This window comes from Scytonema sp. HK-05, from assembly GCF_963872035.1.
In the GTDB taxonomy this organism is placed as follows: Bacteria; Cyanobacteriota; Cyanobacteriia; order Cyanobacteriales; family Nostocaceae; genus Kalymmatonema.
On the sequence record NZ_CAWMYC010000164.1, the window covers coordinates 1 to 12,293 of the forward strand.

10 protein-coding genes and 1 pseudogene are annotated in these 12,293 nt (G+C 42.9%); 5 read left to right on the forward strand and 6 right to left on the reverse strand.

Translation table 11 applies throughout. The annotated features are described in order from the left end of the window. The 3 genes and pseudogenes from AACT52_RS38095 to AACT52_RS38105 all read left to right on the forward strand — a co-directional run. A pseudogene (locus tag AACT52_RS38095) lies at nt 1-184 on the forward strand (hypothetical protein); the annotation flags it as partial. A gap of 529 nt (nt 185-713) precedes the next feature. Then, nucleotides 714-2,708 (forward strand): AMP-dependent synthetase/ligase, encoded by a 1,995-nt coding sequence (locus AACT52_RS38100; RefSeq protein ID WP_073635448.1) that lies wholly within the window; start codon nt 714-716, stop codon nt 2,706-2,708. Nucleotides 2,709-2,748: 40 nt separating this feature from the next. After that, nucleotides 2,749-3,201, forward strand: a complete 453-nt coding sequence (locus AACT52_RS38105; protein ID WP_073635449.1) for a YlqD family protein — start codon at nt 2,749-2,751, stop codon at nt 3,199-3,201. A 160-nt stretch (nt 3,202-3,361) separates the two neighbouring features. Here AACT52_RS38105 and AACT52_RS38110 read toward each other — a convergent pair whose 3' ends face one another. After that, entirely contained in the window at nt 3,362-3,883 is a 522-nt protein-coding gene (locus AACT52_RS38110; RefSeq protein ID WP_073635450.1) for a hypothetical protein, read from the reverse strand. Nucleotides 3,884-4,262: 379 nt separating this feature from the next. On the opposite strand from AACT52_RS38110, the gene AACT52_RS38115 reads away from it, so the two are divergent. Together AACT52_RS38115 and AACT52_RS38120 are read left to right on the forward strand one after the other, a co-directional pair. Beyond that, the gene (locus AACT52_RS38115; RefSeq protein ID WP_073635451.1) at nt 4,263-5,585 is read left to right on the forward strand and encodes a dihydrolipoamide acetyltransferase family protein; all 1,323 of its coding nucleotides are present in this window, start codon (nt 4,263-4,265) and stop codon (nt 5,583-5,585) included. Between the two features lie 233 nt (nt 5,586-5,818). After that, the gene (locus tag AACT52_RS38120) at nt 5,819-6,640 is read left to right on the forward strand and encodes a DUF4351 domain-containing protein (RefSeq protein WP_073635452.1); all 822 of its coding nucleotides are present in this window, start codon (nt 5,819-5,821) and stop codon (nt 6,638-6,640) included. Between the two features lie 23 nt (nt 6,641-6,663). Here AACT52_RS38120 and AACT52_RS38125 read toward each other — a convergent pair whose 3' ends face one another. The 5 genes from AACT52_RS38125 to AACT52_RS38145 all read right to left on the reverse strand — a co-directional run bounded on the left by AACT52_RS38125 (nt 6,664) and on the right by AACT52_RS38145 (nt 11,874). Next, entirely contained in the window at nt 6,664-7,476 is an 813-nt protein-coding gene (locus AACT52_RS38125) for a class I SAM-dependent methyltransferase (RefSeq protein ID WP_073635453.1), read from the reverse strand. Nucleotides 7,477-7,572: 96 nt separating this feature from the next. Continuing rightward, nucleotides 7,573-8,379 (reverse strand): class I SAM-dependent methyltransferase, encoded by an 807-nt coding sequence (locus tag AACT52_RS38130; protein WP_073635454.1) that lies wholly within the window; start codon nt 8,377-8,379, stop codon nt 7,573-7,575. Nucleotides 8,380-8,495: 116 nt separating this feature from the next. Then, nucleotides 8,496-9,362 (reverse strand): class I SAM-dependent methyltransferase, encoded by an 867-nt coding sequence (locus AACT52_RS38135; protein ID WP_073635455.1) that lies wholly within the window; start codon nt 9,360-9,362, stop codon nt 8,496-8,498. A gap of 181 nt (nt 9,363-9,543) precedes the next feature. Further along, the gene (locus AACT52_RS38140) at nt 9,544-10,428 is read right to left on the reverse strand and encodes a helix-turn-helix domain-containing protein (protein ID WP_073635456.1); all 885 of its coding nucleotides are present in this window, start codon (nt 10,426-10,428) and stop codon (nt 9,544-9,546) included. A 345-nt stretch (nt 10,429-10,773) separates the two neighbouring features. Further along, the gene (locus AACT52_RS38145; RefSeq protein WP_073635457.1) at nt 10,774-11,874 is read right to left on the reverse strand and encodes an alkene reductase; all 1,101 of its coding nucleotides are present in this window, start codon (nt 11,872-11,874) and stop codon (nt 10,774-10,776) included. Nucleotides 11,875-12,293: the final 419 nt, after the last annotated feature.

The window sequence follows — 12,293 nt, forward strand, 5'->3', positions numbered from 1 at the left end:
AGAGCCAGAGGCTCTAATATCTCGTTACCAGGTTGAACCTGGTAACGAGGGTTTGGACGGCGACGCAATGTCACTGTTCCAACTCTTGCAAGATATCAGTAAGCGCAGATGCACGCAGATAAATTATCTGTGTGCATCTACCTGCATCTGTGGTTTCACAAAAATGACTTTTGCAAGAGGTTAACTAAACACTGAAGTCTATTAACCTGGAGAACACCTATCACAAAAACTAGGATAAAATTTACAAAATGAACTTTTTGTCAAGGTGTAAGTTGTACAATATGGAAAACTGGTAATTTCAGTTTTATTATTCTGTTTTGTCTGTATTGTTGAAGTTGGCGATAACTGATTACATCTATTTTTCACAGCCAAAATGAAAGATAGAAGCTTGGGAAACACAAGACAGCCAGCAACATTGATCAGCGTTAACAGTAGAATATCCATCAAACGCATAGGTCATCTCTTTCTTTTACAAATTGGTGCTCAGTGCTTCAAGTCAAAAGTATAATTCTCGCAACGACTTGGAAGCAAACTTTTACATTGCTTCTATCTTAGATAAATTAACTATAGCATAAACTTTTATCAATATATAGTTCTATGAACTTTTGAAAATTGCTATAGACAGAAGCCAATGTGTCATTTATTATCACCTATTTCATCCACATATCGGAATATGCTGGACATATAACAAATGTGTATTTAGGAGATGTGTAATGTCGAAAACATACGAGATTTCTGCCATATTATCTAATCTTACGGAGCGAGAGCGCCAGGAATTACAGCGTTTAGCGGATTACTCTAATCTAAAGTCGCTACCAGAAATTTGGCCGTTGGTAGCAAAGCGATTTGGTGATAATGTTGCCCTGCGTGACCCTCATGCTAAACCAGAAGTTGTGATTACATATACGCAACTCGTTCAAAAAATTCAACAATTTGCTGCTGGATTGCAAGCATTAGGGGTGAAAGCAGGAGAACGCGTCTCCCTGATTTCGGATAACAGTCCTCGCTGGTTCATTGCAGATCAAGGTATTATGACTGCTGGGGCAGTTGATGCAGTGCGTGGCTCCCAGGCAGAACGGGAAGAACTGTTATTTATCTTGGGAAATAGTGGTAGCAGGGCGCTTGTTGTCGAAGATTTGAAAACTTTCAACAAGCTTAGACCACGTCTTGAGGATCTGGCAATTCAACTGGTGGTTTTGCTTTCCGATGAAGCACCACCAACAGACGAAACTCTGAAAATACTTAACTTCGCTCAGTTGATGGAAATAGGGGCAAACCATACTTTAGAACCAGTAGAGCAAACCCCCGACACTCTGGCAACCCTAATGTATACTTCTGGCACGACGGGCAAACCCAAAGGCGCGATGCTTTCTCATAGGAATTTGATGCACCAAATTTTAGCGCTTGGGGCAGTTGTGCAACCGCAAGTGGGAGACATGGCTCTCAGTATCCTGCCCACGTGGCACGTCTACGAACGCAGTTGTGAGTATTTTTTACTTTCTCAAGGTTGTACGCAAATTTACACGAACTTGCGCTCTATCAAACGGGATTTGAAAGAATTTAAACCCCATTATGTGGTATGTGTGCCACGATTATTGGAATCAATTTATGAGGGAGTGCAAAAGCAGTTCCGCGAACAACCTGCAAATAAGCAACGTTTGATAAACTACTTTCTGGGCGTTAGCGAAAAGTATATCAAAGCGCAGCGAATTGCCCAAGGATTGAGTTTAACAAATCTCAACCCCTCAACATTTGAGCAATTGGCAGCTCGTATGCAAGCAACTGCTTTGTTCCCACTCCATGCTTTGGGAGAACGACTTGTTTATGCCAAGGTACAGGAAGCAACAGGGGGGAGAATCAAGCAAATGTTTAGCGGTGGTGGTGCGCTTCCCAAGCACATAGATGACTTTTTTGAAATTATTGGTGTGGAGATTTTGCAGGGCTATGGCTTAACGGAAACTTCTCCTGTGACTCATGGGCGTCGTTATTGGCGGAATTTACGTGGTTCAGTTGGGCAACCAATAGCGGCTACAGAAACGAAAATAGTAGATCCTGAGACTCGTAAACCTTTACCCACCGGGGAGCGAGGTTTGGTGCTGCTGCGGGGACCACAAATTATGCAAGGCTATTACCAAAACCCCGAAGCAACAGCGAAAGCAATTGACGCGGATGGTTGGTTTGATAGCGGGGATTTGGGTTGGGTGACACCGCAAAATGATTTGGTACTAACCGGACGGGCAAAAGATACGATTGTATTAACCAATGGGGAAAATATCGAGCCGCAGCCAATTGAAGATGCGTGTTTGCGATCGCCCTACATAGATCAGATAATGCTTGTTGGACAAGACCAACGCAGTATCGGTGCATTGATTGTCCCCAATTTGGAAGCCCTGGAAAAATGGGCTGAAACTCAGAATCTGCATCTACGTCTACCAGATGAAGCCGCCAAAGAACAAAATAAGGAGGACTCAGCAAACAAAACGCAAGTCAGCGTGGAGAGTAAAATAATTCAGGATTTATTTCGGCAAGAATTGAATCGGGAAGTGCAAAATCGTCCAGGCTATCGACCGGATGACCGCATTGGTCCGTTCAAGCTGATTCTGGAGCCGTTTTCAATCGAAAATGGCATGATGACACAAACTTTGAAAATTAGGCGACACGTGGTGATGGAGCGCTATCGCGATATTATTAACGGCATATTTGCCTAATTATTTCACCTGCAAACTATAGAGTGAACGTGAAACATTTATGAACCTCTCCAAACCTCAACAACTGCTCCTAAAACGCGGTGTTAACGTCAAAGCGATTGTCACTCCTCTGTGGAAAGAGGAAGTGCAGCAGCAACTGCAAGCTCAAATTAATCAAATTGACCAGCAGTTGCAACAACTAGATGTTGAAGGACAGCGAGCGATTTCAGCAATTCAAAAGCAGAGTTTGCAACCACCTGGTCCTCAAACCCTGCAACAAATTGAAAATATCCAAGTTCAAGTTAATCAGAAGAAAAGCGAACTCCTGGAACAGAAAAACCAAAGTCTACAAAACCTCCAGCAAGTACAGCTTCTACAGTTAGATGAGGAAGTTAACCAATTCCAAATGGAAGGCTTTTTCCACGTAGAACCAGGTGATAACTTGATAAGCAAACTACAGGTAGAAGTTGTGCTACGTGATGGTGTTGTAGAAGAAATTCGCGGCGATATTTAAATTTGATTTAAATTTGTCCAAAGTCTAATTGTCCTTGGTTCTTACCAGTGATTCATGACTAGTACAATTTGTTACAAGGCGCAAATGTTAACCACATAAGCTTTTTGTGTCTTTTTAACAGTTGGATGATTTCCCCACCCGCTGCACTAGTGACAAATAACTACTGACAGGTTTGGGTTGGCTGTTTTGTGCTGACGCTACTTCCAGGTATACATTGTACCTGGGAGCCAGCCCAAACAATTTGCCAGACACGAGGGGAGTTAACCAAAAGCGATCGCCCAAACGTTGCTAGTTCCACTCGATATTTAACTGCTTTGAGAGAATTGTTTGCTGGCTCTATTTGCGTAATCGTCACTAATGCTTGATTGGCTTCGGGATAAAATACCTCGACTTTGCGAGTTGCGCTTGAGTCCTCCTCATCAAAGGCATTGAGGGCAAGTTCAGCAGGATCGCTGCCTAAGAGAGGAGAGTTAATTTTTTCTAAAGGTACAGAATTATAATTGGCTCGCTCCGGGTTGACAATCTCCTCTGTTAGGTTCACATCCGAAAACTGCGGCGGTTGTCCATTGCTCGTATCAGAAACCGCTTCAGTCGTTTGACGCTGGGTGATGTAAACACCAGTGGCAGCGGTGGCAAATATACTAACTACCACTATCAGAAACCACTTCAACTTTGGCGACATAAAATTTAACAGTTAATTCAAACAGGCTAAATATCAATTTTGAATTTTAGATTGAGGTAGCGTCCTTCATCTTCTTGCTTTTGAGTGGAATTCAAAATTTGAAAAAGCCGTGATCAGAAATACAAACTTATAGACCTTGTGGTCTTAATATAGTTCCTCGCATCTAGGTAAATTAGGGGTAAGGATGTAGGGGTGTCAGGGTATCAGGAAAAATAAGAATGTCATTTACTATTTTCTTTTCAAAATTTAAAAATTATTCCCCTACATCCTACACCCTTGTTCCTCGATACCCCGCCCCGAAGGGAGCTAGGTCAAGATACAATGCGATCTGACACTAGCTGTAAAAGTCCATTAATTCTCGATTCACCAAACCACCCATATGAGCATTTACGAAGTATTTATGCCGGCGCTAAGTTCCACCATGACCGAAGGTAAAATCGTTTCCTGGGTAAAATCACCTGGAGACAAAGTGGAAAAAGGCGAAACAGTGGTGGTTGTCGAGTCAGATAAGGCAGATATGGATGTGGAATCCTTTTATGAAGGATATGTTGCCACAATCCTTGTGCAAGCTGGTGAAACAGCCTCCGTTGGAGCTGCGATCGCCTTGTTAGCAGAAACCGAAGCTGAAATCGAAACTGCGATCCAACAAGCCAATTCTGGAAGTAGTCCTGCTAAACAAGAAGCAACTGCTGCCACTTCTGGAAAAATAGCAGAAACAACCACAGTCGCAACGCCTGCTGCTTCTCAAAACGGAACGAGCCGTACAAATGGGCGGCTTGTAGCTTCACCCCGCGCCCGCAAGTTAGCCAAGGAACTGAAAGTTGATTTGAGTGGCATTTCTGGTAGTGGTCCCTACGGTCGCATCGTCGCCGAAGATGTAGAAGCAGCTGCTGGAAAATCTAGCAAACAACCTGTCACAGTTACCCCTGTCGCATCTCCACAACCAGCACCAACAATTACCCCAGTTGCACCTACACCTACCAAAGTTGCACCAGCACCTGCACCCACGCCAGTCACCACCGCAGTTCCGGGTCAAGTTGTGCCTTTGACTACCTTGCAAAATGCCGTAGCGCGGAACATGGTAGCCAGCCTCTCCGTGCCTGTCATCCATATAGGATACACAATTACCACAGATGCGCTAGACAAGCTTTATAAACAGATTAAGTCTAAAGGCGTGACAATGACAGCGCTACTTGCAAAAACGGTAGCGGTGACGTTGCAAAAACATCCCCTGCTTAATGCCAGCTACTCAGAACAAGGAATTGTCTACCACTCTAATATTAATGTTGCCGTGGCAGTGGCAATGGATGATGGAGGATTGATCACACCAGTGTTGCAGAATGCAGACAATATGGATATATATTCTCTGTCACGCGATTGGAAGTCCTTAGTTGAGCGCGCCAGAGCCAAAAAGCTGCAACCAGAAGAGTACAACAGTGGCACCTTTACAGTAACGAACTTGGGAATGTTCGGCGTAGATAGATTTGATGCAATTCTACCACCCGGACAAGGTTCCATTTTGGCAATTGGGGCATCACGTCCGCAAGTCGTCGCCACAGCCGACGGTCTATTTGGCGTCAAGCAACAGATGCAGGTGAATATTACCTGTGACCACCGGATTATTTACGGTGCCCATGCGGCGGCGTTCTTGCAAGATTTGGCGAAGTTGATTGAGACAGATACTCAATCTTTGACGCTGTAGCCTTCCTTCATCAGCTTTAGCAGCTTGAGACTTGGAGTCATGATGCTCCAAGTTTTTTTATCTGCTGCGGACAATAGACTTCTTGCAAAAGTATGATTAATAGATGTTTAGAACCGCAGATGCACGCAGATAAACGTAAATAAATTATCTGTGTCCATCTGTGTCCATCTGTGGTTTTTTTTTCATAAAATTGACTTTTGCAAGAGGTTTAATGCCTCAATTAGTCAAGAACTGTGACGTACGACAACACTTTAAAATATCTGGTTGAGCAATATCCAGAACAATACATCCGCTGGCTACTTGCATCTGAGCCGACGGATATTCAAATTCTAAAAACGCAATTAAACCTGGAACCAATCCGCGCCGACTCAGTAACTTTTCTGCAAACTACAAATCAAATCCTGCATTTGGAGTTTCAAACCTTGGCTGCATCAACTCCGCTTTTACCACTGCGGATGCTGGACTATTGGGTGCGACTTTATCGCCAGTACAACTGTGATATTGAGCAAGTTGTGATTTTTCTCAAACCCACGACTTCAGAAGCGGTATTTGTCGAGCAATTTACCGCCCGCAATACCTCTCACCGCTACCGAGTTATTCGTATCTGGGAGCAAGATCCTGAACCGTTGTTAGCATATCCTGGTTTGCTACCTCTGGCAACTTTGGCACGGACAGATTCTCCCCAAACCTTGCTCGAACAGGTCGCAGTCCAAGTGAGTATGATTGAAGAAACAGCGACCAAACAGAGTATCTCGGTATGTACCCAACTTCTGGCTGGGTTGGTGTTTGACCAAGAACTCATTCGTCAGCTTTTTAGGAGAGAAGATATGAGAGAATCTGTGATTTATCAAGAAATTCTTCAAGAAGGGAGAGAGGAAGGAAGGCAATCAGAACTAAGGCTAGTTATGCGCTTGCTCACTCGTCGGCTTGGCACTGTTACCCCTGAGTTACAGTCTCAAATTCAGGAGTTGTCGCTTGAACAGTTGGAGGACTTGGGTGAAGCTTTGCTAGATTTTACAACTGAGGCTGATTTAGTTAATTGGCTCAATAGATAAGGAAGTTAGATTGTAGTCTATACTCACTTCTTAGCCAGCACAAAAAAAGTTGTAATATCCAGCAACACACCCTGTTCAGTTGCTAAAACTTCAACTTCGTTTGCATATTCAGCCTTTATTTCTTCGATTTTCTCTGTTGATAATTCCAACAATGGATTCTTCGGGTGAAGCCAGCCACCGCCCCACCACTTTTTCGCATCATCAACACTGAGATATTTACCCAACTGTTCAATCTTCACTTCGATATTTTCAAAACCAGCTTGTTGTAACAGATTTTCACACCTTTGGGGTGTACCAAGTAGTTCATGGATATTTGGTAGTGAAACTCCATATTTAGCGCAGGCTTTAATAATTACGGGTGTCATAAAAGAAGTTTCCGCCCACGCATGAAAAGCAACAATTCCACTGGGTTGAAGCCAGCGATACCATTTGTGAAAAATGGCAGGAATATCAGTAAACAACACAATCGCTGAAGAACAAAAAATTGCATCAAAGCTATTTTCGTCAAAATTTAAATCTTCTGCATCTGCCTCAATTAATTCGATATTTTTTAACCCTGCTGCTTCTATCTTTTGTTGTGCTTGATTCAGGAAAACTGACGCAATATCTACACCGAGAACTTTGCCTTCATTCCCCACAATATCAGCAGCAGCTATGGCGATAATACCCGTACCAGTTGCGACATCTAATATTTTTTGTCCTTTTTGTAGTGTTGCTAATTCTACTAAAGGAATACCGCGTCTATACGCTAATTCACTACTGTCATAGTCAGTTCTCTTATTATAGAAATCAGCTACTTGCTGCTTGTATTCGTCGAGATGTGGTTTATCTGGCATTTAAATTATTTTCCTGTTTTATAGTTTGATTTTTTATACTTATTTAGCTTCACAAATTATCTCGTAGTGAGCGCTTAAGCGCTTACTACAAACTTCTCACTTGTAAGCAGTTACGAAAAAAGTCATATTTTCATACCAAACGCCTTGCTCGGTTGTCATCGCCTCAATTCGTTGACGGTACTCTGCTTTTAATTCTTCCATTTGCTTTGATAACACCTGTAACAAAGGATTTTCTCTAGGATGAAACCATCCTCCATTCCATTCTCTCGCTTGCTCAAGGCTACGATAGAAACCAAGTTGCTGAGTCTTCACTTCAATATCTTGAAAACCAGCTTTTTTTAGCATATTTTGACAGTTTTGGGGAGTACCTGTTTGCTCGTTTATGTTGACAATAGAAATACCATATTTGGCACAAATTGCAATGATCAGTGGTGCTTCACAAGATTCCTGAGAGCAACAAGAAAATCCCAAAACTCCCCCTTTCTTGAGAAAACGATACCACTTGCGTAGAGTATCAGGAATATCTGTGAAGTAAACTATCGCTGTGGAACAAAGAATTACATCAAAACTCTCATCATCAAAGTCTATATACTCTGCATCTGCTTCAATTAGCTCGATATTTTGTAAGCCTAATTCCTCAATTTTCTGTTGTGCTTGCTTGAGCATTCCTGAAGAAAAATCTACTCCAATTACTTTTCCTTCACCGACAATTTGTGCAGCCGCAATGGCAATGATACCTGTGCCAGTTGCCAAATCTAATACTTTTTGTCCCTTTTGTAGAGGAACTAGCTCTAGTAGAGGAAGAGCACGACGAATGGTGTAATCGTTATCGTAACTTGTTCTGCTGTTAAAGAAATCAATGACTTCTTTTTTGTATTGTTGCTCGTATTGGCTGTTATGCATAAGATTTTCATTACCCGAATTGCGTGGTTTTGGACAAAGAGCCAGGTGACTGATGGCAACCCAACTTGAACAAGCAAGCGCACCAAGAGTTTTCGTTAGTCGGCTTTAACAAAGCGTTAGGTTGCGCTTTCGCGACTGTTTAAGGTTTCGGTTTCTGGTTTTCGACCCAGGATATACCAGGTAGTGAGTTCATCCCACACTCCTTGTTCGGTTTGGAGTGCCTCTAATTTTGCCTCAAATTCAGCTTTAGCTTTTACTAACTGCTCTGACGAAAGCTTTGAGGAGAGATTTCGATATTTTGCAAGGGGTGGACGAGAAATTCCTTCCCATGTTGCTTTTGCCTGTTCTAAATTAATGTAGTTACCATGCTGCTCAGTCTTGATTTCTATCACTTCAAAGCCAGCGTCCACGAATAGATTTTGACACATTTCAAGTGTGCCGATTCGATTACTAGCCTCTAGCAAAACACCATACTTTTCAAAGATCTCCCGCAAAACAACGTATCCGACATACGCAGTATCCGCAGGTGTATGAATGCCAATTACCCCACCAGGTTTGAGAAATAAATGCCAAACCCGCAATGTAGCTTCTTTGTCCTCTATCCAAGGAAATGTATTCGCACACAAAATTTGGTCAAAACTATTGGCAGAAAAATTAAGTGATTCGGCATCCGCTAGCTGAAACTCAACATTCCTTAGACCTAATGCTTCAACTTTACATCTCGCCAACTCCAACATTCCACTAGAAATATCTACACCAATAACTCGACCACCTTCTCCAACGATTCGAGCTGCTTCAATTGCAAGGTGACCTGTACCGGTTCCAATATCCAAAATATGCTGTCTGGAACTGACGTGGGAATATTCAACAAGATGTTGACAAATTCGCAAATGCCACTTGCTATCATCATAAGTTTGGCTTCTGCGGTTGTATAAATCTGCTATTCCCTGTTTGTAATCATTTAAGTCAAGTTGTTTGGTCATTAGGGTTTCTTTTACCAAGATTCGCTAGACATCGCTAAAAAAGAAAATAAGTTGCTAGTAACGCTCTTGTCTTCTGAAAACTTGCGCTCTTTAATGTTGAAATCTTGCAAAGTAGCAAAATTACTCGTAATAAGCGCTCTTTGCGCTTACTACAAACTATCTTCAGTTTTAGAAAGCCGACTTACAACATTTCTCTGTATGCCTTAGGTGTCATTCCTACCAGCTTGCGAAACAAAGCTGTAAAATTGCTTTGGCTAGAACAGCCAACACGAAGGGCAATTTCAACAATAGGTAACTGAGTATAAGTGAGTAAAAACTTGGCACGCTCGATGCGACATTGAATTATATATTGATGTGGAGTCAGCCCCATTGAGCGTTTGAACCAACGACAGAATGAATAGGAACTCATTTGCATCAGGCTAGCCAATTCTGCCAGAGTTAAATCCAGTGCTAGGTTGTCATGAATATAATCGATTACCTGTCGCAATTGTCGCTCAGAAAGATTAACCTGAGGTGGAATTAGTTGCCGTGATACAGAATAGGTTTTGAGGAGATGGGCTGCAAGAGCTGTAGCAACGGATTCCCCGTAAAGTTTACCAGATGGGCATCCAGCTTCCAGTTCCGCTTTCAGCGCCATTCCCAGGTGAAAAATTTGCGGGTCCCTTACTCCCCGGTGCGGGATGAGTTCAACATCAACCGCATTGTCTGCTACTCTCTGAAATAGACTGGAATTAAGAGACACCAGAAGAAATTCGACATCCTGATACCAGCGAGCTTGTGTCTGAAAGCCTTTTGGAGTGATACCAATTTCACCTCTCCTCATCTGCGCCTTGTGTAACCGTCCGCCTGCTAGTCGCCAGTCAATTTGATATTCATGACCAAGCATGATACTGATGCTGTGCTGCTGCAAGCAAAGCTCTGGAGTCTCAGCGGGTGGTAAATGATGATATTCAACCACAATACCGTCCCAGTTTGTTCTGGTACTAGACAAAATCGGTGGCTTGCAGGCGATCGGAACAAGTTTTCCGCTTGCCAGATTAATGGCTGAGAGTCGTTCAGATTCCATGCTACTTTTTGACTTTGCAGCTACTACAAAAAAATGCTCCTAAGATGCACATTTTATAACCCTTATATAGCAAGCATTTCACAAAGCTAATAAAAATGTGCTTCTTTCATTTGTTGCGAGGAGGCTTAATACTTTTGACTTCTTACCTTATGGTTTTGACTTCCCCCTCGTGGGGCACTCGCATCACACAAAGCACAAAAGCCCAGCTTTTTTGTATTCCTAGTAACAAAAGGTAACTGGGCTTTTGTTGCTAATGGCTCATTGCTAATTGCTGTATCGCCATGAGCCATAAGCTATTAGCAACTAACAGAGGGCTTTGTCGATTCAGCTTGAACTACTTAGGATTCAGGCGTAAGTCGGAAAATCGGTGTAGCCTTCTTTGTCAAAAGAATACCAGATACTTGGATCGGGTGGTGGATTTAGAGGCCAGCCATTGGTAAAACGCTCAACTAAATCAGGATTGCTAATTATCGGTCGCCCAAAGGCAATCAAATCAGCACTACCATCCTTGATTGTGGCTTCAGCGGTTTCTTGTGTATAGCCACAGTTACCGATGAGCGAACCTGTAAACACAGAGCGAAGTTCAGCCAACGTCATCGGCTCTCCCAACTCGTGAAAGCCAAATCCTAGTCCATCTAGTATATGCAAGTAAGCTAGACCGTAAGCATTCAACTGCTGGGCGACATAAAGAAAGGTTTCCCGGAAATCTGGTGAACCCATGTCATTATAATTGCCATTTGGAGACAGCCTCACTCCTACTCGGCTAGCAGGCCATACAGTTAAGATAGCCTCCACAATTTCTTTGAGAAAACGATAGCGATTCTCAAGGCTACCACCATATTGGTCTGTCCGATGATTGGTCTTAGATTGCAGAAACTGATCGATTAAATAGCCGTTAGCTGCATGAATTTCCACTCCATCAAAACCAGCATCTTTTGCGCGCTGGGCTGCGCGACGATAATCTTCCACCACTAGAGGGATCTCGTTCGTCTCTAAGGCTCGGGGAGTTTCGTAGGGTTGTTTGCCAATCGGAGTGTGAATGTAATCTCCATTCAGCTTCACAGCAGAAGCGGAAACCGGCAGTTGACCATTTTCCTGAAAACTACTGTGACTCGCTCGCCCCATGTGCCAAAGCTGTAGAAAAAACGGCGTTCCTTTACTATGCACTGCATCCACAACCTGCTTCCAGGCTTGCGCTTGTTCGTCTGAATAAATACCAGGGCTATTTACCCAACCATTAGCCTGTTTCGAGATTACGGTAGCTTCCGCAATCATCAAACCTACTGTTGCCCGTTGAGCGTAATACTCCGCCATCAGGGCGTTGGGTATACGCTCCTTGCCTGCGCGAGCTCGAGTCAGGGGAGCCATTACCACTCTGTTTTTGAGGGTCAACCCTCCCAAATCAAAAGGGCTAAGCAGGGCTGTAGAGAGGGTTTGAGTAGTCATTTGTTTGTGATCTCCAAAAGTGAACTTTGGACAAAAAGAGCAGATCCAGAAAAAGCAATAGACAAGAGTCCTCCAGAAAAGTTTATCCTGCGCTCTTTTTCCTTTTTAGATTAACAGCCGTACCAAAACGAGCAGAAATTCTAGCCGTATCACTTTTCTACCAAAACCTGGTTGAACGCTACATCGGAATGACAGTCAGTTGCACAATTGATTTAAAAATGAACGCTAATTGACAAACCCTGTAACCTCAACTTTTCGTGCTTTTTCATGCACTGTTGCAATTAATTCTGAGTTTTGGGTTTTCTTAGCTGCAACGAGGTGATTTGCCACTAAGATAAGTCTGCCACCAATGATTTACATTTCACACAAAGCACAACTGACTTTTCACGCTATTTGGAAAAATCCACGAAAAACCTAAC

What these genes read in the sequence shown, in the direction of transcription:
- AACT52_RS38130 (WP_073635454.1), bottom strand. Translation starts at nt 8,379, where the DNA reads ATGCATAACAGCCAATACGAGCAACAATACAAAAAAGAAGTCATTGAT.
- AACT52_RS38105 (WP_073635449.1), top strand. Translation starts at nt 2,749, where the DNA reads ATGAACCTCTCCAAACCTCAACAACTGCTCCTAAAACGCGGTGTTAAC.
- AACT52_RS38140 (WP_073635456.1), bottom strand. Translation starts at nt 10,428, where the DNA reads ATGGAATCTGAACGACTCTCAGCCATTAATCTGGCAAGCGGAAAACTT.
- AACT52_RS38110 (WP_073635450.1), bottom strand. Translation starts at nt 3,883, where the DNA reads ATGTCGCCAAAGTTGAAGTGGTTTCTGATAGTGGTAGTTAGTATATTT.
- AACT52_RS38115 (WP_073635451.1), top strand. Translation starts at nt 4,263, where the DNA reads ATGAGCATTTACGAAGTATTTATGCCGGCGCTAAGTTCCACCATGACC.
- AACT52_RS38125 (WP_073635453.1), bottom strand. Translation starts at nt 7,476, where the DNA reads ATGCCAGATAAACCACATCTCGACGAATACAAGCAGCAAGTAGCTGAT.
- AACT52_RS38100 (WP_073635448.1), top strand. Translation starts at nt 714, where the DNA reads ATGTCGAAAACATACGAGATTTCTGCCATATTATCTAATCTTACGGAG.
- AACT52_RS38135 (WP_073635455.1), bottom strand. Translation starts at nt 9,362, where the DNA reads ATGACCAAACAACTTGACTTAAATGATTACAAACAGGGAATAGCAGAT.
- AACT52_RS38145 (WP_073635457.1), bottom strand. Translation starts at nt 11,874, where the DNA reads ATGACTACTCAAACCCTCTCTACAGCCCTGCTTAGCCCTTTTGATTTG.